Source organism: Micromonospora yongxingensis (genome assembly GCF_052601155.1).
Genome location: NZ_JBQXEO010000033.1, coordinates 1 through 26,109, shown reverse-complemented (window position 1 = coordinate 26,109; position 26,109 = coordinate 1). Strand labels below are relative to the sequence as shown.

The 26,109-nt window shown below is 71.2% G+C and carries 23 protein-coding genes; 15 read left to right on the top strand and 8 right to left on the bottom strand.

What is annotated here, in order from left to right; genetic code table 11:
- The first annotated feature begins 100 nt into the window (after positions 1-100).
- Both ACTWLT_RS28495 and ACTWLT_RS28490 read left to right on the top strand, forming a co-directional pair.
- Entirely contained in the window at positions 101-868 is a 768-nt protein-coding gene (locus tag ACTWLT_RS28495; protein ID WP_445321016.1) for a glycerophosphodiester phosphodiesterase family protein, read from the top strand.
- Positions 869-896: 28 nt separating this feature from the next.
- Positions 897-1,418 (top strand): SLATT domain-containing protein, encoded by a 522-nt coding sequence (locus ACTWLT_RS28490; protein ID WP_445321015.1) that lies wholly within the window; start codon positions 897-899, stop codon positions 1,416-1,418.
- Between the two features lie 46 nt (positions 1,419-1,464).
- Here ACTWLT_RS28490 and ACTWLT_RS28485 read toward each other — a convergent pair whose 3' ends face one another.
- A complete protein-coding gene (locus ACTWLT_RS28485; protein ID WP_445321014.1) occupies positions 1,465-1,845 on the bottom strand; it encodes a YccF domain-containing protein in 381 nt (126 codons plus the stop codon).
- Between the two features lie 152 nt (positions 1,846-1,997).
- Here ACTWLT_RS28485 and ACTWLT_RS28480 point away from each other — a divergent pair, with 152 nt between their 5' ends.
- Genes ACTWLT_RS28480 through ACTWLT_RS28460 form a run of 5 tightly spaced genes read left to right on the top strand, consistent with a single transcriptional unit; the run spans position 1,998 to position 4,845 of the window.
- A complete protein-coding gene (locus ACTWLT_RS28480; RefSeq protein WP_445321013.1) occupies positions 1,998-2,441 on the top strand; it encodes a YbaB/EbfC family nucleoid-associated protein in 444 nt (147 codons plus the stop codon).
- Positions 2,441-2,761: a type VII secretion target gene (locus tag ACTWLT_RS28475; RefSeq protein WP_445321012.1), complete on the top strand. Its 321-nt coding sequence runs from the start codon at positions 2,441-2,443 to the stop codon at positions 2,759-2,761. The genes ACTWLT_RS28480 and ACTWLT_RS28475 overlap by 1 nt, the downstream gene beginning before the upstream one ends.
- Positions 2,762-2,771: 10 nt before the next feature.
- Positions 2,772-3,473 carry a WXG100 family type VII secretion target gene (locus ACTWLT_RS28470; protein ID WP_445321011.1) on the top strand — a complete coding sequence of 234 codons (702 nt, stop codon included), beginning with the start codon at positions 2,772-2,774 and terminating at the stop codon, positions 3,471-3,473.
- 8 nt (positions 3,474-3,481) lie between these two features.
- Complete coding sequence (locus tag ACTWLT_RS28465; RefSeq protein WP_445321010.1) at positions 3,482-4,246, top strand: EndoU domain-containing protein; 765 nt, start codon at positions 3,482-3,484, stop codon at positions 4,244-4,246.
- A complete protein-coding gene (locus ACTWLT_RS28460) occupies positions 4,243-4,845 on the top strand; it encodes a hypothetical protein (RefSeq protein ID WP_445321009.1) in 603 nt (200 codons plus the stop codon). Before ACTWLT_RS28465 ends, ACTWLT_RS28460 begins: the two co-directional genes overlap by 4 nt.
- Positions 4,846-4,914: 69 nt before the next feature.
- Here ACTWLT_RS28460 and ACTWLT_RS28455 read toward each other — a convergent pair whose 3' ends face one another.
- Complete coding sequence (locus tag ACTWLT_RS28455; protein WP_445321008.1) at positions 4,915-6,831, bottom strand: glycerophosphodiester phosphodiesterase; 1,917 nt, start codon at positions 6,829-6,831, stop codon at positions 4,915-4,917.
- 389 nt (positions 6,832-7,220) lie between these two features.
- On the opposite strand from ACTWLT_RS28455, the gene ACTWLT_RS28450 reads away from it, so the two are divergent.
- Positions 7,221-11,159: a ThuA domain-containing protein gene (locus tag ACTWLT_RS28450; protein ID WP_445321007.1), complete on the top strand. Its 3,939-nt coding sequence runs from the start codon at positions 7,221-7,223 to the stop codon at positions 11,157-11,159.
- An 83-nt stretch (positions 11,160-11,242) separates the two neighbouring features.
- Here ACTWLT_RS28450 and ACTWLT_RS28445 read toward each other — a convergent pair whose 3' ends face one another.
- Positions 11,243-11,707, bottom strand: a complete 465-nt coding sequence (locus ACTWLT_RS28445) for a septum formation initiator (RefSeq protein ID WP_445321006.1) — start codon at positions 11,705-11,707, stop codon at positions 11,243-11,245.
- Positions 11,708-11,809: 102 nt separating this feature from the next.
- Between ACTWLT_RS28445 and ACTWLT_RS28440 the strand changes: the two genes are divergently transcribed.
- The 3 genes from ACTWLT_RS28440 to ACTWLT_RS28430 all read left to right on the top strand — a co-directional run bounded on the left by ACTWLT_RS28440 (position 11,810) and on the right by ACTWLT_RS28430 (position 14,449).
- Positions 11,810-12,505: a response regulator transcription factor gene (locus ACTWLT_RS28440; protein ID WP_445321005.1), complete on the top strand. Its 696-nt coding sequence runs from the start codon at positions 11,810-11,812 to the stop codon at positions 12,503-12,505.
- A complete protein-coding gene (locus ACTWLT_RS28435; protein ID WP_445321004.1) occupies positions 12,502-13,836 on the top strand; it encodes a HAMP domain-containing sensor histidine kinase in 1,335 nt (444 codons plus the stop codon). The genes ACTWLT_RS28440 and ACTWLT_RS28435 overlap by 4 nt, the downstream gene beginning before the upstream one ends.
- 61 nt (positions 13,837-13,897) lie before the next feature.
- Entirely contained in the window at positions 13,898-14,449 is a 552-nt protein-coding gene (locus ACTWLT_RS28430) for a PepSY domain-containing protein (protein WP_445321003.1), read from the top strand.
- A gap of 55 nt (positions 14,450-14,504) precedes the next feature.
- Here the strand turns inward: ACTWLT_RS28430 and ACTWLT_RS28425 are convergent, their stop codons facing one another.
- Positions 14,505-16,400 (bottom strand): ABC transporter ATP-binding protein, encoded by a 1,896-nt coding sequence (locus ACTWLT_RS28425; RefSeq protein WP_445321002.1) that lies wholly within the window; start codon positions 16,398-16,400, stop codon positions 14,505-14,507.
- Positions 16,401-16,498: 98 nt separating this feature from the next.
- On the opposite strand from ACTWLT_RS28425, the gene ACTWLT_RS28420 reads away from it, so the two are divergent.
- On the top strand, positions 16,499-17,050 hold the full coding sequence (locus tag ACTWLT_RS28420; protein WP_445321001.1) for a DUF5872 domain-containing protein: 552 nt from the start codon (positions 16,499-16,501) through the stop codon (positions 17,048-17,050).
- 135 nt (positions 17,051-17,185) lie between these two features.
- A complete protein-coding gene (locus ACTWLT_RS28415; RefSeq protein WP_445321000.1) occupies positions 17,186-17,794 on the top strand; it encodes a hypothetical protein in 609 nt (202 codons plus the stop codon).
- Here ACTWLT_RS28415 and ACTWLT_RS28410 read toward each other — a convergent pair.
- From ACTWLT_RS28410 to ACTWLT_RS28400, 3 genes are all read right to left on the bottom strand, one after another.
- Positions 17,791-18,987 carry a chitosanase gene (locus ACTWLT_RS28410; RefSeq protein ID WP_445320999.1) on the bottom strand — a complete coding sequence of 399 codons (1,197 nt, stop codon included), beginning with the start codon at positions 18,985-18,987 and terminating at the stop codon, positions 17,791-17,793. The genes ACTWLT_RS28415 and ACTWLT_RS28410 overlap by 4 nt on opposite strands.
- Before the next feature lie 241 nt (positions 18,988-19,228).
- Positions 19,229-20,050, bottom strand: coding sequence for a PIG-L family deacetylase (locus ACTWLT_RS28405; protein ID WP_445320998.1), 822 nt, complete (start codon positions 20,048-20,050; stop codon positions 19,229-19,231).
- Positions 20,051-20,123: 73 nt separating this feature from the next.
- Complete coding sequence (locus ACTWLT_RS28400) at positions 20,124-21,764, bottom strand: glycoside hydrolase family 43 protein (protein WP_445320997.1); 1,641 nt, start codon at positions 21,762-21,764, stop codon at positions 20,124-20,126.
- A gap of 221 nt (positions 21,765-21,985) precedes the next feature.
- On the opposite strand from ACTWLT_RS28400, the gene ACTWLT_RS28395 reads away from it, so the two are divergent.
- Positions 21,986-23,011, top strand: coding sequence for a LacI family DNA-binding transcriptional regulator (locus ACTWLT_RS28395; RefSeq protein ID WP_445320996.1), 1,026 nt, complete (start codon positions 21,986-21,988; stop codon positions 23,009-23,011).
- Positions 23,012-23,037: 26 nt separating this feature from the next.
- On the opposite strand, the gene ACTWLT_RS28390 is transcribed toward ACTWLT_RS28395, so the two are convergent.
- Positions 23,038-23,745: a SanA/YdcF family protein gene (locus ACTWLT_RS28390; RefSeq protein WP_445320995.1), complete on the bottom strand. Its 708-nt coding sequence runs from the start codon at positions 23,743-23,745 to the stop codon at positions 23,038-23,040.
- 271 nt (positions 23,746-24,016) lie between these two features.
- Here ACTWLT_RS28390 and ACTWLT_RS28385 point away from each other — a divergent pair, with 271 nt between their 5' ends.
- Positions 24,017-26,077 (top strand): cellulose binding domain-containing protein, encoded by a 2,061-nt coding sequence (locus tag ACTWLT_RS28385; RefSeq protein ID WP_445320994.1) that lies wholly within the window; start codon positions 24,017-24,019, stop codon positions 26,075-26,077.
- The last annotated feature ends 32 nt before the right edge of the window (positions 26,078-26,109 follow it).

Below are 26,109 nucleotides of genomic sequence, written 5' to 3'. Positions count from 1 at the left end.
CGGCCTGCCGTGCGGCGGGCCGCTGTACGGTATGGCGCGTGCCGTCCCGAGGTGCTTTCACGAGCGCGGCAGTCCGGCCGCGGAGGGTCAGGAGGAACGCGTGGTGTCCGACGACCGTTGGCTTCTGGACACTCCGATCGCGCACCGTGGGTTGACCGGCGACGGCCGACCTGCCAACTCGCTCGCGGCGTTCGAGGCCGCCGCCGACCATGGCTACGCCTGCGAATTGGACGTGCAGCTCACCCGGGCGGGCGAAGTCGTCGTGGTGCACGATTATGAATTGACCGCCCTCACCGGTGCGGCGATCCCCGTCGTGGAACTCACCCCGACCGATCGTCAGCGACTCAGGTTGGACGGCACCGACCAGCGCATTCCCACGCTGGCGGAGGTGTTGGGCGCGGTCGCCGGACGCGTCCCACTGCTGATCGAGCTCAAACGGCCGACCCTGTCACTGAATTTCGATCTCGTGGACGAGGTGTTGCGCCACACGGCCGAATATCCCGGGCGATACGCGCTCGAATCCTTCGACCCGTTACTGGTAGCGGCGCTGCGCGTCGCGGTGCGGCGAATGCCGGCCCACCGGCGGGTGCCCGTGGGTCGAATTTGCGGGCTGCTGCGCACGGCCGGGCCGCTGACGCGGATGGTCGGCCGCAGCATGGTCAGCAACGTGGTCACACGCCCGGACTTCCTGGCCTACGAGGTCGCCGGGTTCCCCTCCGGCCTGACGGCGTGGTGGCGCCGACGTGGTGTCCCGGTGATTGCCTGGCCGGTTGGTTCACCCGAGCAGGAAATCTTCGCCCGTCAATTTTCCGACAACGTCGTTTTCTCGGGCTATAGACCGTTCCCTGGCCAGGATCTAGCATCGTGACGTGTCTGTTGAGCGGGGGCAGAGCGGGGTGCTGGCCGAATCACAGAACGCGGATCCTGTCGATCCGCTGGAGGCGTACCGCGTCCTTGCCGAGGACAGCGTCACCAAACTCCGGGACCATTACGACTGGCGGGCGAGATGGCATCGCCGCCTGTTTCGCTCCAGCGGCATCCTGGTCATCGTCATCAGTGCGTCCCTGCCGCTGCTCGCCGGCTTCGGCTATCCGGGTAAGAACCTGGTGATCGCGATTTCGGGTGTGGTCATCGCGACGGCTACCGCGCTGCGGACCTTCTACCAGTGGGATCAGATGTGGGCCCTGCTGCGGCGTACACATTTCGGGCTGCTGGAGGCGAGCAACCAGTGGAGGCTCGCGTTCGGTCGGGCCGAGGCGACGGTCGATCCCGTGGAGCGTGAGCGGCGGGCCTACGAGGCCACCGAGGTGTTGCTCGCGAGGATCGAGGGCATTCGGGGTGCCGAGACGGAGATGTTCTTCAGTTCCTTGGCCTTCCCGGACGAATCCGCCCTGGGTGGCAAGCCGTTCCGTCCCTGACCGCGCGCCCCCAGGTCACGCCCTCAGTGGCGCCGGTCGACGAGCGTCACGGTGCGTCGACGACCTCGCGGCCGAGCGGCCAGAACGCGGCCGGCACGAGCTTGAAGTTGGCGATGCCGAACGGGATCCCGATGACCGTGACGCAGAGGGCGATGCCGGCGACGATGTGCGACAGCGCGAGCCACCAGCCGGCCAGTACCACCCACAGGACGTTCGCCAGCCCGGAGCCGACGCCCGCGCCGGGCCTGGGCACCAGCGTGCGGCCGAACGGCCAGAGTGAGTAGACGGCGAGCCGCAGCGACGCGACACCGAACGGGATGGTGATGACCAGGGCGAAACAGATCAGCGCGGCGAGGCCGTAGCCGATCGCCAGCACGATGCCACCGCCGAAGATGAGCCACAGGACGTTCAGTACGAAGCGAATCACTCCTCCAGCATGAGCGACGCCCACCACCCGCCGGCCGCCGATCCGATGTGGAACGTGACGAACGGGCGTGCGTCGAACGGGAGGATCGGCGGGGTCCCCTCGATGACGACCGCTTGTTAGAATCCGCCATTGATGATCATGACGGGGGAAGCATGAACGGCGGCGTTCCGGACGGTGGTGGGGTGCTGGACCCGGACGGCGCCATGGAGCGGCTCGCGGCCTGGAAGGGGCGGATCGGCAAGCTGGCGGCCGACACCAAGGCCATGAGCGAGCGCTACCAGCAACTGCGGGTGACCGCGGCCGACGGCAACAGGCTGGTCGAGGTCACCATCGATTCCGTCGGCGCGTTGGTCGATCTGCGGCTGAGTCGGCAGATCCAGCGGGTCGAGCCCGATGTCGTGGCGCGGACGATCATGAACACGATCCGGGAGGCCCGGGAGCAGTTGGCCGACCGCTCGCAGGAGATCATCGCCGAGACCGTGGGGACCGAGTCGGCGGCGGCGCGCGAGATCGCCGAGCGGGTCGGGCAGCAGTTGCGAGGCCCGAACCCAGGCCCGGAGAGCAGCGACGACGACCGAAGCTGGCGACGAGCCTGATGGACGACGGGTTCGCGGTCGAGGCGGAGGAGATCCGCACGCACGCGCAGAACATCGAGGCCCTGGCGGAGCGCTTCGCGGCCGTGAAGGCCGCCAGCGCGCACATCACGCAGGACGACTCGGCGTACGGGCTGCTGTGCGGCTGGATCTCCGGGGTCCTCGAGGGCAAGCACACCCGACAGGACGAGCTGTTCGCCGAAGTCGAGGAGAATCTGCGGCTGGCTGCCGCGGGTCTGCGCCAGACCGCCGACGGCTACAACGCGGTCGACGCGGACAACATGACTGTGATCAACAGCGTGGGAAGCCAGTTGAACCCGTGAGGACGGCGCGATGACCGACATGTCGCTGGTCGCCGATGTCACGTCGACCCGGGAGGTCTGGACCGGCGCCTCCCTCGCCGACAGCGTCGAAGGTCTGGTCGACGCGATCAGGAGTGAGGGCTGGGTCGACGACCTGCTGGCGGGCGCCGCTTTCGGGCTCGACGTCGCGGCGAGCGTCATGGACCCCTTCAGCGCGCTGCTGGCCAACGGCCTGGGGTGGGCGATGGAGTACTTCGAGCCGCTGCGGGAGATGCTCGACGAGCTCACCGGGATGCCTGACGTGGTCCGCTCGCACGCCGCCACCTGGGACAACATGGCCGCCGAACTGCACCGCATGGCCGGCGACCTGCGGGCACGCCTCGACGCAGACCTACCCGAGTGGTGGGGGCAGGCCGCGATGGCGTACCACGGGTTGATGGACCACAACGTCGAAGCCCTCGGCGGTCTCGGCGCGGTCTCCGCCGCGATGGCGGCGGCCACCGAGGGCGCCGGCAATCTGGTGGCCTTCACCCGCGACATCGTCCGCGACCTCATCGCCGACCTGGTGGCGCGCGTGGTCGTCTGGGCGGTCGAGGCCATCTTCGTCGTCACGATCCCGGTGGTGGCCGCACAGATCGTCACGGCCGTCGTCAAGTGGGCCGGCCGCATCCTCATGTACATCGGTGCACTGATCACCAGCCTGACCAACCTCACCCGCATCCTGAACGGATAAGGCGTCCCATGGCGAAGCCCGGAAAGCCCGGCGGCAGCGGTGGTACGGGCGGTGGCGGCGGCACCGGAAAGCCCCCGAAAAGCTATGGCGGTATCAACGCGGGCAACGGCATCACCAGCGCCCAGCAGGCCACCGGCCAGGCCGCGAAGCAGGGACACCCGCCCGGGGTCGCCGGCAAGGGTTCGACCGGCAACAAGCCGGCGAAGCCCACCCCGCCACCCCCGCCGACCAAGCCGCCGACGGCGGACGGCATCCACCACAGCGACGCGTCGAGGAAACACATCATCAAGGGCGACGGCGGCCGGCAGGGCGGCCACCTCGCGGGCACCGGCTTCTCCAACAAGACGGAGTTCCCGCAGAGCTGGGACGAGCCGAAGATCCTCGATGCCGCGCACCAGGTGACGCAGCAGGGCCCGCCGACGAAGGGGCCGTACCCGACCAAGGACGCGGACGGCAATCCGGTGTGGGCCTACGACTACGTCGGCGTGGTCGACGGTGTCGAGGTCAAGACGACCGTGCTCGCCGACGGCGAGATCCGCACCGCCTACCCGCCGGACAAGACCAACCCGGGCGTCATCAGCAACCCGGCAGCGCCCAACCCCGCTCCGCAGGGAATCCCGAATGCCGTGCCGCCTCGTTACAGTAATCCCGCTGTCGGTGGCGACGGCAGTTGGACCTGGGAGGGCCCGAAGGGCAACAGGATCATCAAGGTGGTCCAGGATGACCAGGGGAACGTCACGACGACCGATCTCGGCGAGTACAAGAAGAAATGAACACGATGGATGCGAAGACCTACGCGACGGCCACCGAGGTGTGCCGGCGGCTCGCCGGCCGGTTGTCCGACGACGTCCTCGGCACGGTGCGCGAGAACTATGCCGCGGGCGAGTTCGACCTGGCCGACAACACGCTCCTGCTCAGCCTGGCGTACTACGGCGTCGGCATCACCGTCGAGGAACAGACCCTGATGCGATCCTTCCTCGGTGACCCCGACGGCCCAGACCTGGCCGACGTGCCGGTCATCGCCGAGGTACCGCCACCGCCGTACCGGTTCAGCCCGGCAGGCCCCGCGGACGCCCCCGACCCGACCCAGGCCGACGCCCTCCTGTCCGCCGACGCCCCGCGCCGACACGGCCGCAGCCTGCACCGCGCGTGGCGGGCCCCTCTCGACGGCGCCCCCGACGGGGCGGCGTGGTCGTACGTGCTGCGGGTGGCCGAGGGAACGGACGAGCTTGCGGCGTACTCGGGCGCGATGGCGCAGCTGTGGATCTCGCTGAAGCAGAAGTGGCCTCTGGAGGTCATCGCCGACAACTCGCCGAGGGCGCCCTACCAGGAGGCCGCCCTGGCCGGCTCTTCCGCCGTGTGGCGCGCCTGAGGCGGACGCGAGTGCGCGAGTCCCCGCCGTCGATGTCGACGGCGGGGACCTGCGCGGTACGGCGTCGGGCTACTTCAGCGCGAGGGTCCGGGCGTCGGCGGCGATGACACTGGCCGCCTCGGCCGGCACCAGCCTGCCGGCCTGCCGGTCGACGTACGTGGCCAGCTCGGCGTACTGGGCGTGGGCCAGCTTCACGGTCATCGTGTTGATGGCGGCCGGGTCGGCGCCCGAGGTGAGGAGCAGGTAGCCGAGCCCGGCCTGGCTCACCGTCACGGTGAAGGTGCTGGCGGCCGTCGCGGTGCCCTCGGGCCCGGTCACCTCGGTGCTGATGGTGTGCCGGCCGGCGGCCAGCCTGGCCAGGTCGAGCTTGCGGCCGACGGCCGACGTCCTGCCGTCGAGCGTGACGGTGACGGTGTCCGCGTTGGTCGCGGCGACCGCGATCACCGGGGACTGTGCCCGGTCGAGCCGCGCACCGTTGGCCGGTGACGTGATCTCCACGGTCGGCCTCGCGTCGGGCCGCTGCACGAAGGCCGAGTTCCAGCCGACCAGCTCGGACGCGCGGTTGGTGATGATCGCGTCGGTGCCGATGCGCTCCAACCGCTGCCACAGGCCGGCGGAGTCCATCGTCCACGCCATCACGGCGACACCGGCGGCGTGCAGCGGGGCGACGACCTCCGGCCTGCCCAGGAGCGCGTTGCCGTCCGGGTTGTACGCGGTCAGGTGCAGGTCCTTCGCGATCGCCACCGGGTCGGCGTCGAGGCTGCTGCGGAGCAGGCCGAGCGGCAGTTCGGGGGCGAGTTCGTAGGTGTGGCGGAGGGCGTCGACCTCGAAGCTCTGGATGAACACGCGGCCCATCATCTGCTCCTCACGGATCACCCGGATGATCGTCGCGACCTCGTCCCTGGTGTGCCTGCCCTTGATCTCGACCAGCAGGTTGCCGCCCCGGGTACGCAGGTCGGCGAGCTGCTCGGCCAGGGTCGGCACCCGCTCGCCCACGTAGTGCGGGCCGAACCAGGAGCCGGCGTCGAGTGCCTTGATCTGCGCGGCGGTCAGGTTGCGGATGCTGCCCGTGCCGTCGGTGGTCCGGTCGACCGTGCTGTCGTGCAGGATGAACGGGATGCCGTCCTTGCTCGGCTGGACGTCGTTCTCGATCCAGTCGGCGCCACCCCTGCGGGCGATCTCCTGCGCGACCAGGGTGTTCTCCGGCGCGGCGGCGGACGCTCCGCGGTGGGCGATCACGGTGAACGGGCTGCCCTCGGGGCGGATGTAGCCGTTCGGGGCCAGCTCGGTGACGACGACGTCGTCGTAGGAGACGGTGCCGCCGTTGACGAAGAGCCCCTGGACGCCGTTGGCGGAACGCTGGAGGCTGTTCGTGCGCATCGCCTCCCGCCCGTCGAAGATCCAGCGGGCCTGGTTGCCGTGCACCTCGACCGCGACGCGCACGTCCCGTCCGGTGCCGGCGGCGTACGGGGCGGAGGCGGTGTTCGTCACGACCCAGGCGTTGGCGGTGGTCCGCTGGGCGAATTCGAGCCCGTTGGCGGCGGTGGTGCCGCTGCGCATGGTGGCGATCCACCACGGGGTGGCCCCGTTGGCCGGGACGTCGATGCCGAGCGAGGCCCAGCGGGTGGCGGCGGAGACCGACTCGAACCGCATGGTCGCCTCGAGCCGGAAGTCGTTCAGGTGGCGACCGAACGTGACCTTGTTGTTCTCGCCGGAGCTGGCGGAGGTCCCGTACAGGCGGCCGTTCTCCACCTTCCAGGCGCCGTCGACCGCGTTCCAGCCGGCGGGCAGCGACCCGGAGGTGAAGTTCTCCGAGACCACGACGGTGCCCGGTTCGGCGGTGGCCGGCGGTGAGGTCGCGACGGTCACCGCGACGGCAGCGCCGGTGACGGCGAGCGCGGCGACGACGGCGGCGGCCCGGGTGCGCGTCGCGACGAACCTGGTCTCGTCACGGCCGAGCGGCGATGATGCGGGAAGGACAGTCATGGCCGGAACGGTACGAAGCACAGCCGAATTCATGATCGATTGAGCGTGGCCGACGCCGGAACGCCCGGTGTACGGCCCCCGGTCGTGCTCGCCGGACTCCTCACTGTGGAGGCCGTCGCCGCCGGCTCGCGCGGGCCGGATCCCGGGCCGGAAAAGCGTAATCTGATCACGCCTGCACAGTCGGCCCTGAGCTGCGGAGATAACGCTCTCACGGATGGTGGGAGAGTGCTTGACGCAACCGTCATCCAGCCGCAACGATGCATTCACATGTCTCGTGTTCGCGGCGGCGACGGCGCGTCGGGCGAGCCGTAACCACGACCGGCACCACCCCCTACCACCACCCAGGCGTGATCGGCGCACGCCGTCCCCGCACCGCGAAAGGACCTACCGTGCGCAGATCCCTGAGATCGTGGCTCGGCGCCGTGCTGAGCGCGATCCTCGTGGTGGGCGGCATCGTCGCCGTGCCACCCACGGCCAGCGCCGCACCGTTCACCGTGCTGGTGTTCAGCAAGACCGCCGGATTCCGGCACGGCTCCATCGGCCCCGGCATCGCGGCCATCCAGCAGCTCGGCGCCGCCAACGGGTTCACCGTCGAGACCACCGAGGACTCGACCCAGTTCACCGATGCCAACCTGGACCGGTTCGCCGCGGTGATCTGGCTGTCCACCACCGGCGACGTGCTCAACGCCGCCCAGCAGGGCGCGTTCGAGCGCTACATCCAGGGCGGTGGCGGGTACGTGGGCGTGCACGCCGCCTCCGACACCGAGTACGACTGGCCCTGGTACGGCGGGCTGGTCGGGGCGTACTTCGCCTCGCACCCGGCCGACCAGACCGCCACCATCAAGGTCGCCGACCAGGTGCACCCGTCCACCGCGACGCTGCCGCAACGGTGGACCCGGCTGGACGAGTGGTACAACTACCGCACCAACCCCCGGGGCAACGCGCACGTGCTGGCCACGTTGGACGAGAGCACCTACACCGGCGGGAGCATGGGGTCCGACCACCCGATCTCGTGGTGCCAGAACTACTCCGGCGGCCGGTCCTGGTACACCGGCCTGGGCCACACCGACGGGTCGTACACCGAGGCGAACTTCCGCCAGCACCTGCTCGGCGGCATCATGACGGCCGCCGGTGCGGTCGACGCGGACTGCGGCGCCACGGTCAACAGCAACTTCCAGCAGGTGGAGCTGGCCAAGGGCGCGGCCGAGACCGGCGAGCCGATGAGCCTCACCGTCCTGCCCGACCGGGGCGTGCTGCACACCTCGCGCAACGGCGTGATCCGGCACACCGACGCGGCCGGCAACACGAAGGTCGCCGCCACGCTGCCGGTCTACACCGGGGACGAGGAGGGCCTGCAGGGGATCAAGGCCGACCCGAACTTCGCCACCAACCGCTGGGTGTACGCGTACTACGCACCGCCACTCAGCACGCCCGGCGGTGGCGCGCCGGCCACCGGCACCGCGGCCGACTTCGCCGCCTGGAACGGCGTCAACCGACTGTCCCGGTTCACCGTGAACGCGGACAACACCATCAACGTGGCCAGCGAGACGCTGGTCCTGGACGTGCCGACGAGCCGGGGCATGTGCTGCCACGTCGGCGGTGACATGGACTTCGACGCTGCCGGCAACCTGTACCTGTCCACCGGCGACGACACCAACCCGTTCGACTCGGCCGGTTTCACGCCGATCGACGAGCGGGCCGGCCGCAACCCGGCCTTCGACGCCCAGCGCACCTCGGCCAACAGCAACGACCTCCGGGGCAAGGTGCTCCGGATCAAGCCGAGCGCGGCCGGCGGCTACACCATCCCGGCGGGCAACATGTTCGCCCCCGGCACCGCGCGGACCCGTCCGGAGGTCTACGCGATGGGCTTCCGCAACCCGTTCCGGATGAGCGTGGACAAGGCCACCGGCATCGTCTACCTCGGTGACTACGGTCCCGACGCGGGCACCGCCGACCCGAACCGGGGGCCGGCGGGCAACGTGGAGTTCGCCCGGATCGACCGGCCCGGCTTCTACGGCTGGCCGTACTGCACCGCCCGCAACGACGCCTACAACGACTACACCTTCCCGTCCGGCCCGTCCGGGCCGAAGTTCAACTGCGCGGGCGGGCCGGTCAACAACTCACCCAACAACACCGGCATCACCCAGCTGCCGCCGGCCGTTCCGGCGTGGCTGCCGTACGGCGGTTCGGGCTCCCCGCCGGAGTTCACCGGTGGCGGCCTGTCCCCGATGGGCGGCCCGGTCTACCGGTACGACCCGAACAACACCTCGGACGTGGCGTTCCCGCAGTACTACGACGGGACCTACTTCGCCGGCGAGTTCGGCCGCCGCTGGATCAAGAACATCAAGCTCGACCCGGCCGGCCAGCCGCTGAAGATCAACCCGTTCCCGTGGACCGGCACCCAGGTCATGGACATGGAGTTCGGCCCCGACGGCGCCCTCTACGTCCTCGACTACGGCACCGGCTGGTTCAACGGCGACGCCAACTCGGCGCTGTACCGCATCGAGTACGCCCGCGAGGGCAGGGCGCCCCGCGCGGTGGTCTCGGCCACCCCGACCAGCGGCACGGCGCCGTTGACCGTGGCGTTCTCCTCGGCCGGCACACTCGACCCGGACGGTGACCCGTTCACCTACGCCTGGGACTTCGACAACAACGGCACGACCGACTCGACCGCGGCGAACCCGAGCTTCACGTACACCACCAACGGGACCCGCAGCCCGACGCTGACGGTCCGGGACACCACCGGCAAGACGGCCACCGCGAGCGTGGTCGTCACCGTCGGCAACAGCGCCCCGGTGGTCCGGGTGAACACCCCGTTGAACGGGCAGACGTTCAGCTTCGGGGACGCGGTGCCGTTCACCGTGACCGTCACCGACGCCCAGGACGGTGCCATCAACTGCGCCCGGGTGAAGGTGAACTACGTCCTCGGTCACGACTCGCACGGCCACCAGCTCGGCAGCGTGCAGGGCTGCACCGGGGTCATCCAGACCTCGGCCGACGGCGAGCACGACACCGCGGCGAACATCTTCGGCATCATCGACGCCGAGTACACCGACCTGGGCGGCGGTGGCCAGCCCGCGCTGACCACCCACACCCAGGCGGTCCTTCAACCGCGTGTCCGTCAGGCCGAACACTTCGGCGACTCGTCCGGCGTCCAGGTCGTCGCCGGGGCAGCCGGGCACGGCGGCGCCGCGGTGGGATACATCGACAACAACGACTGGATCTCGTTCCAGCCGTACAACCTGACCGGCGTCCAGTCGTTCAGTGCCAGGGTCGGCGCCCCGGCCGGCGGCGGCGGCACACTGGAGCTGCGGGTCGACTCGCCCACCGGGCCGCTGGTCGGCTCGGCCACCGTCGTACCCACCGGTGGGTATGCCAACTTCGCCACGGTCACCGGCGGGGTCACCGCCCCGACCGGCACCCGGACCCTGTTCCTGGTGTTCAAGGGCGCCGGCCCGTGGTTCGACATCGACGAGTTCACCCTCTCCACCAGCCCCGGTGGTCCCGGGCCGGATCCCGACCCCGACCCGCCGGGCGGAAACCTGGCCCAGGGCAGGCCCGCCCGGGCGTCCAGTTTCGAGGGTGCCTTCGTCGCCGGCAACGCGTTCGACGGCGTGGCCGGCACCCGCTGGGGCAGCGCGTTCGGTGACCCGCAGTGGATCGACGTGGACCTCGGCGCCTCCTACGCCATCAACCGGGTCAAGCTGACCTGGGAGGCGGCGTACGGCAGCGGCTACCAGATCCAGACCTCGCCGGACGGGATCAACTTCACCACGATCCGTACGGTGACCGGCGGCGACGGCGGCGTGGACGACCTGACCGGGCTCACCGGCTCCGGCCGGTACGTCCGGCTCCTCGGCACCACCCGGGGGACCGCCTGGGGCTACTCGCTGTTCGAGTTCGAGGTGTACGGCGGCACCGGCGGTCCCACCGGCCCCGGTACCAACCTGCTGCTGAACAAACCGACGCTGACGTCCAGCAACGAGGGGGCCGACGTGACCGGCGCCCAGGCGGTCGACGGCAGCCTCACCACCCGCTGGTCGAGCACGTTCTCCGACCCGCAGTGGATCCGCGTCGACCTCGGCAGTCCCACCGCGATCGGTCGGGTCAAGCTGAGCTGGGAGGCGGCGTACAGCAGCGCCTACCAGATCCAGACCTCGAACGACGGCACCACCTGGACCACCGTGAAGACGGTGCCCGGCGCCGACGGCGGCGTGGACGAGCACACCGCGCTCGGCGCCAACGGTCGCTACCTGCGGATCAACGGCACCGCCCGGGGCACCGGATACGGGCACTCGCTCTGGGAGGTGGAGGCGTACGCCAGCTGAACCACCACCGATGACGTGGCCGGCACGGATCTCCGTGCCGGCCACGTCCGTCGTTCGCCGAGAGGCGGGTGGCGCGCGGTGGGTCAGTCGTCGGCGACCGCCACCGGCTCCGAGCCGATGCAGCGCACCTTCAGCTCGTACTCGCCGGCCGACCCCTTGAACGTGACCTCGACGTCGTCGTCCGGGCCCCGGTCGACGTCTCTGACCCGGTAACCCTGCGCGGGCGCCCAGGAGACGAGGCGTACCCCACCGGGGCCGCACTCGGCCACGGCCGTGCCGCCGTCGGTGGCGAACCCCCGGCGCACTCCGGGGGTGGCGGTCGGCGCGGCGCTCACCGTGCCCCGGGCGGTCGGCGCGGCGCTCGTCGTGCCGGCGGGCAGCGGTTCCGGCGAGGCGAGCGCCCGTTCGATCTCCGCCTCGCTGCGCACCCCGCCCGGGGTTCCGGTGATGCTCTCGCCCACCAGTTGGATGGCGCCCAACCCGATGAGGGTGGCCACGGCGGCGGTGGCCACCCACCCTGCGGCGACGAGGATCGAACGACGGCCCATCGGATGACTATCCCCGATCCAGGGTTGTGGCTGGCACATCGGGACGCTAAGGCAGTGTTAACGTCCGCGCCGGTCCCGGCCGCAGCGGCTAGCCTGCCACCTGTGGCCCGCCTGCTGCTCATCGAGGACGACCTGACGATCCGTACGCCGCTGATCCGGGCACTACGGGAACGCGGTCACGCGGTGGCCGCGGCCTCGACGGCGATGGCCGGGCTCCGTGACGCGCTGGACGACCGGCCCGACCTCGTCGTGCTCGACCTGGGCCTGCCCGACCTGGACGGGCGCGAGCTGCTGCGGATGCTGCGCGCGGTCAGCTCGGTGCCGGTCATCGTGGCCACCGCCCGCGACGACGAGGCCGAGATCGTGCGGGTCCTCGACGCGGGCGCCGACGACTACGTGGTCAAGCCGTTCACCGCGGCGCAGCTCGACGCCCGCGCCCGGGCGGTGCTCCGGCGCGGTCCCTCCGGAGCCGGCGGGGCGGACCCGTCGCTGGTCGTGGGTGGGCTGCGGATCGACCCCCGGGCTCGTCAGGTCACCCTGGACGAGGCGCCGGTGGAGCTGACGCCGCGTGAGTTCGACCTGCTGCATCACCTCGCCGGCCGGCCGGGCCAGGTGGTCACCAAGCGCGAACTGCTCACCGAGGTGTGGCAGATCCCGTACGGCGGTGCCGACAAGACCGTCGACGTGCATCTGTCCTGGCTGCGCCGCAAGCTGGGCGAGAGCGCCCAGCAGCCCCGCTACCTGCACACCGTGCGGGGCGTCGGGGTGCGGCTGGAGGCGCCGGGGGAGCAGCGGTGAGGGCTCGCCTCGCGCTGCTGGTCGCCGCGGTCAGCGTGCTCACCCTGATCGCGTTCCTGGTGCCGCTGGCGCTGCTGGTCCGCACCGTCGCCGAGGACCGGGCCACGGTCCGGGCCACCGCCGACGCGCAGAGCCTGGTGCCGGTGGTCGGCACCGCGGACGCGGCGACCATCCGGCTGACCGTCGAGCAGCTCGCGGCGGAGTCCGGCCGACCGGTGAGCGTCTTCCTGCCGGACGGCACGGTGCTCGGCGCGCAGACACCCCGTACGCCGGCGGTGGCGCTGGCCGAGCGGGGGCAGAGCCTCACCGGGGAGTCGGCGGCCGGCCGGGAGGTCGTCATCGCCGTGCAGGGCAGGGCGGACGGCACCGGGGTGATCCGGACCGTGGTCCCCCGGGACGAGCTGACCAGCGGGGTGACCCGGGCCTGGCTGGTGCTGGCCCTGCTCGGAGTGGTCCTGGTGCTGATCGGGTTGGCCGTCGCCGATCGGCTGGCGCGCACCCTGGTCCGGCCCATCGGCGAGCTGTCCGCGGTGTCGAACCGCCTGGCGAACGCCGAACTGGACGCCCGGGTCGTACCGGCCGGCCCGGCGGAGCTACGCGAGGTGGCCGGGGCGCTCAACCATCTGGCGGGGCGGATCCAGGTGCTCCTGGTGCAGGAGCGTGAACAGGTCGCCGACCTGTCGCACCGGCTGCGTACGCCGTTGACGGCGTTGCGGCTGGAGGCGGAGTCGCTGCGCGACCCGGACGACGCGGCCCGGATCACGGCCGCCGCCGACGCGCTGGAACGGGCGGTCACCGGCCTGATCCGGCAGGCCCGGTGGCGGCGGTCCCCGGCGGCGGGACCGGTCGTCTCGGACGCGGCGACGATCGTCGGCGACCGGGTCGCGTTCTGGTCGGTGCTGGCCGAGGACACCGGCCGTGCCGTCACCCTCGACCTGGCACCCGGCCCGCTTCCCGTCGGTGTGCCCGCCGACGACCTGACGGCGGCCGTGGACGCCCTGCTCGGCAACGTCTTCGCGCACACCCCCGACGGGACGCCCTTCGCCGTGCGGCTCGTCCGGGAGGGCGGGCAGGTGCTGCTCACGGTCACCGACGAGGGCCCGGGTATGCCGACCGGGTCGGTCCGGCGAGGCGCCAGCGCGGCCGGCTCGACCGGCCTGGGTCTGGACATCGCCCGGCGTGCCGCACAGGCCGGTGGTGGGCGGCTGGAGCTGCGGACCGCTCCGGGAGGCGGTGCTCAGGTGCTGCTCCGGCTCGGGCCGCCGCCGCCCGAGCCGCGGCCGACGGATGGCGGGGCCGGGCCGGCCGAGAAGGGCTTAACCCGGCCTTAGCCTCCGGACAGCGCGGTGCTATCCCGATCCGGCCGATCCTCGAAGTCGACAACGAGGAAAGGTGGACACCACGATGAAGCGCAACTCTCTGCTCCTGGCGTCGGTCGGCGGGGCGGCGGTGCTCGCTGTGGGCGGGGTCGCCCTCGGCGTCAACGCCGCCGACGGCTCGCGGGCCGGCGCCACGGCACTCGCCGCCGTCACGGCCGAGCCGACGACCACCGACGCGCCGGACGACAGCGCCACCAGCGGTACGGCCCCCGCGCCGGGCAGCGGTACGCCGTCCAGCGCGGCACCGTCGGGTAACGCGCCGTCGAGTGGCGCCCCGTCGGGCGGCGGTTCTCCGGCGGCCGGGGCGGTCGACGAGCAGCGCGCCGGCGAGATCGCGCTCGCCCGGGCCGGCGGTGGCCGGATCGTCGAGGTCGAGGCCGAGCAGGAGCACGGCCGCCCGGTCTGGAGCGTCGAGATCGTGGCCGGCGACACCGAGCACGAGGTGGACGTCGACCGGGACAACGGCACGGTGGTCAAGGCCGAACAGGAGCCGGTCGACGACGACGGTGACGACAGTGACGACAGTGACGACGACGATGACGACGAGTCCGGCGACGACGACTGACCGCCGGATGGCGCCGCCGCCCACCACGGTGCGCCGTGGTGGGCGGCGGCACTCCTCAGAGGCTCGCCAGGCGCTCCTTGGGAACCGCCGGTTCCTCCTCGTCGAACTGGGTGCGGTACAGCTCCTGGTACCGGCCGCCGGCGGCGAGCAGGTCGGTGTGTCGCCCGCGTTCGACGACGCGCCCGTCCTCGATGACGAGGATCTGGTCGGCCGCGCGGATGGTGGACAGCCGGTGCGCGATGACCACACTCGTCCGCCCGGTCAGCGCCTCGGCGAGGGCGTCCTGCACGGCAGCTTCCGACGTGGAGTCCAGATGGGCCGTGGCCTCGTCGAGGATGACCACCCGGGGACGGGCCAGCAGGAGCCGCGCGATGGTGAGCCGTTGCCGTTCCCCGCCCGACAGGCGGTAGCCGCGTTCACCGACGATCGTGTCGAGCCCGTCCGGGAGTGAACGGACCAGGGCGTCCAGGCGGGCCCGCCGCAGGACGTCCCACATCTCGTCCTCGGTCGCGTCCGGCCGGGCGAACGCCAGGTTGGCGCGGATGCTCTCGTGGAACAGGTGCCCGTCCTGGGTCACCACGCCGAGGGCCGACCGGATCGACTCGGCCGACAGGTCGCGGACGTCGACGTCGGCGAGCTTCACCGCGCCGTCCTCGACGTCGTACAGGCGGGGCACGAGCTGGGCGATCGTCGACTTGCCCGCCCCGGAGGAGCCCACCAGGGCGACCATCTGCCCCGCCTCGGCGCGGAACGACACGCCGTGCAGCACCTCCTCGCCGCCGCGCGTATCGAGCTTCGCCACATCCTCCAGGGACGCGAGCGACACCTTGTCAGCCGACGGGTAGCCGAAACGGACCTCGTCGAACTCCACAGCGACCGGCCCGTCGGGAAGCGGCCGGGCGTCGGCCCTGTCGAGGATCAGCGGCTTGAGGTCGAGGACCTCGAACACCCGCTCGAAGCTCACCAGCGCGCTCATCACCTCGACCCGGGCGCTGGCCAGCGACGTCAACGGCGCGTAGAGGCGCGACAGGAGCAGCGCGAGCGCGACCACGGTGCCGGCGTCGAGGCTGCCCCTCAGGGCGTAGAGACCACCCAGCCCGTAGACCAGGGCCAGCGCCAGCGAGCCGACGACGGTCAGCGCGGTGATGAAGACCCACTGGAGCATGGCGGCGCGGATGCCGATGTCACGCACACGTCGCGCCCGGGCCGCGAACTCGGCCGACTCCTCGGCCGGACGCCCGTACAGCTTGACCAGCGTCGCGCCGGGTGCGGAGAAGCGTTCGGTCATCCGGGTGCTCATGGCCGCGTTGTGCTCGGCCGCTTCGCGCTGCAACTGGGCGAGCCTCGAACCCATCCGGCGGGCCGGGAGAACGAAGATCGGCAGCAGCACCAGCGCCAGCAGCGTGATCTGCCACGAGAAGCTGAGCATGACCGCCAGGGTCAGGATCAGTGTGACGGCGTTGCCGACCACACTGGACAGGGTGTCGCTGAAGGCCCGCTGCGCGCCGATCACGTCGTTGTTCAAGCGGCTGACCAGCGCACCGGTGCGGGTCCGGGTGAAGAACGCCACCGGCATGCGCTGCACGTGGTCGAAGACGGCCGTCCGCAGCTGGACGATCAGCCCCTCACCGATGCTGGCGGACAGGAACCGCGTCACCAGACCCAGGCCGGCCTCGGCCAGGGCGATCACGGCGATCAGCACCGCCAACCGGATCACGATGCCGCTGTCGGCGCCGTCGACGATGGCCTCGACGACCCGACCGGCGAGCACCGGCGCCGCAACGGTGAGGACCGCCGTCACCACGCTCAACAGCAGGAACCTCATGATCAAGGTACGGTGCGGCCGCGCGAACCGTGCGATCCGCTTCAGGGTGGCCCGGGACAGTGGTCGTTCGTCCTGCGCGTTCATCGCGTGGTGCAGGGACATCCACGCGGTCACTTCCATGCTCATGCCGTACCTCCGGCAAGCAGGCTAGAACCTCGCGTGAGGTTGAGGTCAAGCCGCCGCGCGGAAGGCATAGGCGATGCGGTGCCGGGTAGCTGCCGTTCATGGCGCGGTACACGAAGCCCGAACTCAGAGAACAGATCAAGGAAGAAATCCAGGCTTCCGACAAGGGCGGCAGGAAGGGGCAGTGGTCGGCACGTAAGTCGCAGCTGCTCACTCAGGAGTACAAGAGGCGCGGCGGGGGCTTCGAGGGCCCCAAGGACGAGCGGCAGAAGTCCCTGCAGCGGTGGGGAAACGAGAAATGGCAGACCAAGGAGGGCGACGCCCGGGCACGTCACGGTGGCACGACGAGCCGATACCTGCCCAAGCGCGCCTGGGAGGAGCTGTCCGACGCCGAGAAGCGCGCGACCGACGCCAAGAAACGCGAGGCGTCGCGGTCCGGGCGGCAGTACGTGTCGAACACCCAGCCGGCCAAGCGGGCGCGCAAGGACGCCACCACGGCGGAACGGCTGTCGGAGCTGCCGGTCGCCGAGGCGGCGAAGCTCGTCCGTGGGCTCGACACCCGACAGCTCAAGGCTGCCCTGCGCACCGAGCGCGACGGCAAGGCCCGCAAGACGCTCATCCAGCGGCTCGAGGCGGAACTCGACCGGCGCTGACCCACGGTGCACGGGCACCGGGTGTCTGACGTACCCGCTCAGGGTCGTCGGTGGAAGACCTGAGAACAGAATCAGGGGCCGGGCCGGGCTCTGCCCGGAGGTCGCCGGGGCACCGGCGGGCAGATGATTCCCGGCATGAGACGTGGTGCATTCTTTGTGATCGCCGGGCCTGTCGGTATCGCGGCGTACGGACTGGTGCGTCTGTGGGGCAGGTCCGACGGGGTGTACGGCCCGGGCTTCGACTGGCAGGCCGCGCACCTGCTCGGCCTCGCGGGCATGGTGTTCTTCGTCCCGGCGGTCCTCGCGCTGTCCCGTCTGCTACCACCCAGCCGCTGGCGAACGGCGGTGGTGAGCGTGACGCTGGTCGGGCTCGCCGCCACGATGGTGCAGTTCCTCGCCGACATCGTGGAAGGGCTGATGGCCGCCGACCGGGCGGAGATGTCGGCGCTCGGCGCGGACTTCAAGTCCATACCCGGCGTCGAGGTGGCCTTCTACGACGTCGTACCCCAGCTCTTCTTCCTCGGCCTGGTCGTCCTCGCGGGCATGCTCGCGGCCCGGCGGCGGCTGCGGTGGTGGAGTGCTCCACTGCTGCTCGTCGGGATCGTCCTGCCGGTGGCCACCCTCGACCTGCTCCCGATCAGTGGTCTGTGCATGCTGGTGGCGTTGGCGCCGGCCCTGCCGACCCTGCGACAGCAGGCCGAGCAGGGCGCGGCGCCCGTCGCCATCCATCCGGCGAGGACCTAGCCGATGCGGAACTGCTCGCCGTAGACGGCGAACACCAGCGGCGTGTTCAGGTCGAAGTTGCCGTTGTTGAGGAAGACCCGCTGGGCCGTGTCCACTCGGGACGTGTCGGAGTGGGCCGCCTCCTTCTTCATCTCGATGACCCGCTCGTCCAGGAACGCGTTGAGCCAGACCCGCTCGTCGCCACCCTGAGCCGGGGGCTTCGCCCGGGCGAGAGCGCGGTTACGGATCGCCCGCATGCCCTCGTACCCGTGCATCACCGCGGCGTCGTAGTAGGCGAACTGGCCGAGCGCCCGGACCTGGTCGGCCTTGCCGTCGCGTACCGACGGGTTGAAGTAGACCCGGTCCCGTTCGGACTCCTGCGCGGCCCGGAACGTGGCGTCTGTGGCCGCGGCCCGCCAGTCGCGGGGGAAGTTGGGGTCGAGGCCGGCGTGCGAGTCGGTGCCGTTGACGGCGCGCAGCGCCGGCAGGTACGCGGCGAGCACGTTGCCGGGCTTGGTGCGCGTGTACGCCTCGACCAGTTGCAGCATGTCACCGGTGCCGGAGCAGAAGCCGATGATGCCGGCGGTGTAGCCCCGCCCGTCGCCGATGTCCTCGATGTAGGAGAACTGCGCGCGCCAGTCGAGCGAGGAGTTCTCCGCCGCCGAGACGAGCTGCATGGCGACGTCCTTCTTCGCCGGGTCGTCGAGGTTGGGTCCGGCCGGGGTGGTGGGGCCGCCCCCACCGGGCAGGGTCCACTGCTGGTTGGGGGTGCCCGCGCAGCTCCAGATCTGCAACCGGGTGCCGTTGGCCGTGCTCCGGTCGGTGACGTCGAGGCACTTGCCGGAGCCGGCGTTGACGAGCGCACCGTTGCTGGCCGTCCACTTCTGGGCGCCGGTGCTGTTGCAGTCGTACAGCTGCACCTTGGCGCCGTTGGCGGTCGACGCGGCGGTGACGTCGAGGCACTTGCCGAGTGCCCGGATCGAGCTGTCGGCGTTGCCGACCGTCCACGTCTGGGCGGCGCTGCCGTTGCAGTCGTAGAGCTGGACCGGCGTGCCGTTCGCCGGGTTGGCGCCGGCGACGTCGATGCACTTGCCGCCGAGGCCGGTGATCGGGCCGGCGGTCGCGGCGCTGGCCGACGGCAGGCCGTAGCCGACCGCCGCGACGCCGATCAGCAGGGCGCCCACGACGTAGGCCGGTGTCCTCGTGCGAACCATGGTGCTCCTCGGGGAAGGGGCGGCATGCCGCCGGCCGGTGTATCGCCCCCGTGCGGCGGATCGGCCCCGAGGGGCGCCGCGAGCATCAGGAAACTCTGTTAACAAATAGCAGTGTGTCTATTGGCTGTCAAACCTGGCGGTACCCGTGGAAGTGCGTCGTTGGGTCCCGGTCCGGTCGCTGCCGTCCGACGTGGTCGGCCCGGCTCGACGGCCGGGCCGACCACGTTTCCGTCCGTCCTGGTCAGCGCAGTCCGGCGAAGAGGTCGTCCTCGGGTACCGGCGCGTCGGTGGTGTCACGGACGCGGACGAAGGTCTCCAGGCCCATCAGTTCGGCGAACCGCTCCCGCCCGAGTTGCAGGAAGAAGATGTTCTCGGTCTGGCTGGCGTGCGCGGCCAACGCGTCGAACTTCTGCGAGCTGTAGCTGCTCGTGTCCACCCAGGTGCTGATCTCGTCGTCCGGCAGGCCCAGCTCCGGCCCCGGCTCGTCGGGCTCGGCCCACTCGACGCCGAGCTCCTGCATGATCCGACCGAACTCCACGAACATCGTGCGAGGCACGGTCGTCCAGTACACCTTCGCGGGGACGTCCGTCTTCGCCACCGCGGCCATGGTGATCCGGTGGGCCTGGATGTGGTCCGGGTGGCCGTAGAAGCCGTTCTCGTCATAGGTGACGACGACGTCCGGCCGGTACTGCCGGATCAGGTCGGCCAGCCGGTCCGCCGCCTCGTCCACGGGCGTCGTCCAGAACGAGCCGGGCACCTGGTTCGTCGGCCAGCCCATCATCCCGGAGTCGGCGTAGCCGAGGGTCTCCAGGTGCGTGACCTTCAACGCGGCGCAGCTGACCTCCAGCTCGGCCCGGCGCATCGCCACGACGGCGGCCGGGTCGTGCCCCGGGTCGCCGGGCTTGACCCCTCCGGGGCCGTCGCCGCATCGTCCGTCCGTGCAGGTCACGAGCACCGTCGTGATCCCTTCCGCCGCGTAACGGGCGAGGACACCACCGGTGCTCGTCGCCTCGTCGTCAGGGTGGGCGTGCACCGCCATCAAGGTCAGAGATCGCTCAGGCATGCCCTCACCCTACGAGGGTCGTCCCGGTCGACCGCTGTCCCACCGGGAGCTTCGCCCGTTCCGGTGCGTCGGGTCACCGGTCCGGCGGTGAGGCGTGCTCCCGGTAGGTGGCCAGGTCGAAGTCGGCGTGGACTCCGTCGCCGCCGAGGTCCTGCACCCACAGGCCGAGGACCGCCCCGGTGAAGCCCCACGCCGCCGGCTCACCGTCGATGATCATCGCGGCGTGCTCGTCGGACAGGATTGTCGCGTCCAGGTCCACCGGAAGCTGCCGCCAACCGGCACCGAGGTCGTAGGCGAAGCGCACGACGGGTCCGTCGAACACCGCCCGCAGGCCGACCCGGGTGACGCCGCTGGCGTCGACGGTCAGTTCGGGGTACGGGGTGCGCCGCCCGTTGTCCGAGCTGAGCAGTTCCAGCACGGTCCGCCCGTCGTCGGCGCGGGTCAGGTAGAGGTGGTGCCAGTTGAGGGTGTTGTAGTAGGCGGTGATCCCGGCGAGCTGGCGGTGGTCGACGGGGTCGAACTCGACCACGGTCTCCAGGGCGCAGTGCGTGGCGCCGACGGGCCGGGCGACCAGGCTCGGGGCCCGCCGGCCCACCGGCGACTGCCCGCCGTGGATCCGTAGGTGCGACGGGCGGGACCGCAGGTCGAGCCAGTCGGCAGTGGCTGGCCGCCGCAGCGTCGACCAGCAGGGGCTCAGCTCAGGCGTGTCGAAGTGGTCCGTGGCCGGCTCTGGTGGCCACGGGTGCGGGGGCAGGTCGGGAGCGGCCACCTCCTCCGCGGGCACACCTCCGGGGACCCGGGGCCAGCCACCGGACGGCCAGTCGACCCGCTGGATCGCGGTCTCCCGGCCCAGTACGCAGTTGCCGAGTGGCGAGTAGGGGCGGCCGACCAGGTGCGCCAGGTACCACCCGCCGTCCGGGACGCGGACCAGGCTGCCGTGACCGGCCTTCTGCAACCGCAGCTCGGGTCGGTCGACGGAGGTGAGCAGGGGCCCCTCCGGGCTCACCTCGTACGGCCCGAACAGATCCCGTGACCGTGCCACGGTGACCTGGTGCTCCCAGCTGGTACCGCCCTCGGCGGTGATCAGCCAGTACCAGCCGTCGTGGCGGTACAGGTGCGGGCCCTCGGTGACGCCGACCGGGGAGCCGGTGAACAGGATGCGGGGCTGGCCGACGAGACGGCGGGCGGCGCGGTCGTACTGCTGGATCTCGATGCCGCCGAAGCGGTCCCGACCGGGTCGCCAGTCCGCGCTCATGCTCAGCAGCCAACTGGCCCCGTCGTCGTGGAACAGCGCGGCGTCGAAACCCCGCCCGTGCAGCTTCACCGGGTCCGACCAGGGGCCGGCGATGTCGGGGGCGGTGATCAGGTAGTTCTGCGGGTCCCAGTAGCCGCTGGCGAAGCTCGCCACGTCGCTGTAGACGAGATGGAACTCCCCGTCGTGGTAGGTCAGGTCGGGTGCCCACACCCCGTTCGAGTCGCCGCAGCCGCGCAGGTCCAGCAGGCGACGCTCGGTGATGATCCCGCCCAGGGAGCGCCAGTGCACGAGGTCGCGCGAGTGGTGCACGCGCACCCCCGGGTACCACTCGAAGGTCGAGGTGGCCAGGTAGTAGTCGTCGCCGACGCGCAGGATCGACGGATCCGGGTGGAACCCGGCGAGGACGGGGTTGCGGATCGACCCGGCAGCGGTCGCCACGTCAGCGGTGTCGGTCGACACGAGGACTCCTCCGGACGGCTTTTCGGAAACTTCCGGAACTTGCGCCGTGCGTAGCAGCGGCACCGCTGACTACGCTAGCCGTTCTTTTCGCGATAGGACAGAGCTATTGACCCGGGTGGCGACGGCTCGTAGCGTGCCGCCCATCGATCGGTATTACCGCCGAAGCACCGAAAGTTACGAAGGCGGTTCGAACCAGCGCGCGAACCAGGCGAAGGGGGCGGATGGTGGGCACCGACAACGGCCGGAACGTCACCATCGCCATGATCGCGCGGCTGGCCGGCGTGTCCGTGCCCACGGTCTCGCGAGTCGTCAACGGCCGCTCCGACGTCGCCCCACAGACCCGGAAACGGGTCGAGGAACTGCTCACCCGCTACGGCTACCGCCGCCGGTCGCCGACCCGCCAGACGGCCGCCGGCCTTATCGACCTGGTCTTCAACGACCTGGACAGCCCGTGGGCGGTGGAGATCATCCGTGGGGTGGAGGAGGTCGCCAGGAGCAGCGGCGTCGGCACCGCCGTCTCGGCCATCCACTGGCGAATCTCCTCCGCCAAGCAGTGGCTCGACAACATGCGCGCCCGCTCCACCGAGGGCGTCATCCTCGTGACCTCGATGGTGAACCCACCGTTGCACGCGGAGTTCTGCCGGCTCCACATTCCGGTCGTCATCATCGATCCCGCCGGGGTCGACCCGCGGGAATCACCCACCATCGGCGCCACCAACTGGGCGGGCAGCCTGAGCGCCAACCAGTACCTGCTCGGCCTCGGCCACCGCCGCATCGGATTCATCGCCGGACCACCGCACCTGATGTGCAGCCGGGCGCGGCTGGACGGCTACCGGGCTGCCCTCGGCGCCGCCGGTGTCCCCGTCGATCCCGCCCTCGTCCGCCCCGGCAACTTCCACCCCGAAACCGGCTATCTCGCCGGTACGCAGCTGCTGGCCCTGCCCGACCCGCCCACCGCCATCTTCGCCTCCAGCGACCAGATGGCGCTTGGTGTCTACGAGGCGGTCCGCAAACGCGGCCTCCGGGTGCCCGGCGACATCAGCGTGGTCGGCTTCGACGATCTGCCCGAGGTCCGCTGGTGCTCCCCTCCACTGACGACGGTGCGCCAACCCCTGGCCGAGATGGGCATGCTGGCCGCACGGACCGTGCTGCGGCTCGCAGGCGGCGAGAAGACCGACAGCGAGCGCCTCGAACTCGCTACCGAGCTCGTCATCCGCGACAGCGCTGCGCCACCCCGGCGCCGCTGACGGCGAACCCGGCGTGCGGTTCGACCTCAGCCGTTGCGGAGGGCGTCCTCGATGCCCGTCTCACGGCGGCCGAGATGCGCCGGATCCCGGCCGGACAGCAGATCCAGCGCGGCCTTGAGGCAGGCGCCGTGCTCCCGCGAGGAGCTGACCCGCCACGTCCGGGCGTACCGCTTCACGGTCTCGTCGCCCACGCCGCTGGCGTCGATGCCGAGGCGCCTGCACAGCGCCACGGCGCGGGGGAGGTGGAAGGACTGGGTCACCACGGTCGCCCGTGTCACCCCGAAGATCTGCTCGGCCCGCGCGCAGGAGTCGTACGTGTCGAAACCGGCGTGGTCCAGCACCACCTTCCGCGCCGGCACGCCCCGGTCGACCAGCCATCGCAGCATCGCGGCGGGTTCGTTGTAGTCGGCGTTCATGTTGTCGCCGGACACCAGGATCGCCCGGACCTTGCCGCCCACGAACAGTCGCCGCGCGATCTCCAGCCGCGCAGCGAGGAACGGCGACGGCGTGCCGTCCGCGTCCACCCTGGTGCCCAGGACCAGGGCGACCGGCGCCTCCGGCACGTCGGCCTCGCTGTAGAGGTGGCCGTCCGCGGCACCGCGAACCCACGTCACGCTGGCCACCGTGCCGCCCGTCAGCAGGACCGCGCCAGCCACCAGCGCGAGGAGCGTACGGCGGACGAACCGCCGGTGCTCCCCGTACCACCGCTTGACCGCACCGGATCGTCCCCGCATGCCGGGGGATTATTCCCGCTCCCGTCGCAGCGGTCGGGCCCGGTCCCGGGCTTGAGTTGGTCGAACGACCCGTGACATTCTTGGCCGTCGATGACATGCCGCGCGCGGGGCTGACGCCCGTCCAATGGGCAACCGGGATCCGACCACGGATTCCCGGGCGGACGGGGACACGAGCGATGGACCAACGAGCGCCATCCGTCCACGAGCCTGCCCGTCGCCGCGCCGCACCCTGACCGGCCGGGCGACTCATCTCCGCGAAGGAACCCAGCCCATGCAGAAACCGAAAGCCCGGACGGCAGTCCTGGCGAGCCTGCTGCTCGCCGTGGGCGCGTTCGCCGGCGTCAACCCACCGACCGCCAACGCGGCACCCGACCCGGTCGCCGTGACCGTGAACGCCCGCGCGGGGCTGGCCACAGTGCCCGACACCGCCCTGGGCGTCAACCATGCCATCTGGGACCAGCACCTCGGCAGCGCCGAGACCTCCGATCTGCTGCGCGACGCCGGTGTGCGGATGATGCGCTATCCCGGCGGCTCGTACGCCGACATCTACCACTGGAAGGACCACACCGCGCCCGGCGGGTATGTCGCACCGGGGACCGACTTCGACACCTTCATGGCGGCGGTCCGGCGGGTCGGCGCGCAACCGATGATCATCGCCAACTACGGCACCGGCTCGCCCGCCGAGGCCGCCGACTGGGTCCGGTACGCCAATGTGACCAGGGGCTACGGCGCGCGGTACTGGACGGTCGGCAACGAGAACTACGGCAACGGCCACTACGGGTCGGCCTGGGAGGCCGACGACCATCCGGACAAGAGCGCGACCCAGTACGCGCGGCTGGTCGTCGAGTACGCCGACGCGATGAAGGCGGTCGACCCGGGCATCAAGGTCGGCGCGGTGCTGACGATGCCGGGCAACTGGCCGGACGGGATCACCGCCGGCAGCGACCCCGGCCCCTGGAACCAGACCGTGCTCTCCCTCGCCGGCTCGAAGATCGACTTCGTGGACGTGCACTGGTACCCGGGTGGCACCGCCGCGGAGTCGCTGGCCCGGACCAGTCACATCCCCGACGCCGCCTACCTGCTCCGGGAGCAGCTCACCCGGTACGCCGGCCCGAACGCCGCACGCATCGGCATCAGCTTCACCGAACTGAACGTCGACGCGGGCCGCACCACGCAGCCGGCGGCGCTCTTCCTGGCCGACGCCTACAGCGCGCTGCTGGAGAACGGCGCCTTCACCGTCCACTGGTGGAACGTCCACAACGGCATCGGCACCGTGTCGGAGGTGGCGGGCCAGACCGACTACGGCGACTTCGGCATGCTCTCCAGCGGCGCCTGCACCGAGGACGGCTCGGTCTGCGAGCCACCCCTGAACACACCGTTCGCGCCTTACCACGGGCTGACCATGATGAAGCACTTCGCCCAGCCCGGCGACCAGTTCGTCCGCGCCGGCACGGACGAGCCGCTGGTCACCGCGCACGCCGCCCGCCGGGGCAACGGTGACCTCGCGGTGCTGCTGGTCAACAAGGATCCGGACACGGCCCACCCGGTCACCATCGACTACGCGGGGTTCGCCCCGTCGGCCGATGCGCCGACGGTGTCCACCCTCACCAACGGCGCCACCGGTATCGCCACCGGCCGGTCCGGCACCGCCACCAGCCGTACGCTGCCGCCGTACTCCCTGACCACGCTCGTGCTGCGCCCAGCCGGCACGACCGCCGGCCGGCCCGCCGCGCCGGGCCAGCCCACCGCCGGCGGCGTCACCGACCGGGCGGCGACGATCTCCTGGCCGGCGGCCGCACCGGGCGGCAGCCCGATCGCCAAGTACGAGGTGTACCGGCAGAACGGTGCGATCAGCGAGCAGCTCGGCGAGACGAGGGCCACCTCGTTCACGGCCGGCAACCTGGTGCCCGGCACCAGGTACACCGTCAACGTGCTGGCCCGTGACACCGCCGGCCGGGTCTCCTGGTCCTCGCCGCCGCTCACCTTCGTCACCGGCAGCCCGGCCGCCAGCGCGTGCAGCGTCCGCTTCACCACCAGCGGTGACTGGGGCAACGGCTACATCGGTGGCATCGAGATCACCAACAACGGCACGAGCCCGATCAACGGCTGGACACTCACCTGGACCTGGCCGACGGCCTGGCAGCAGGTGAGCAGCGGTTGGAGCGCCGGTTGGGAGCAGGTCGGCACCGCCGTGCGGGTCACCCCGACCGACGACAACCGGCGGATCGCCGCCGGCGGCAGCGTCAGCGCGGGCTTCGTCGGCGCGTACAGCGGTCCCAACGTGCTGCCCACCGCGTTCAGCCTCAACGGCACCGTCTGCACGAGCGGCTGACGTCGGCGGCGGGGGGGGGGGGGGGGGGGGGG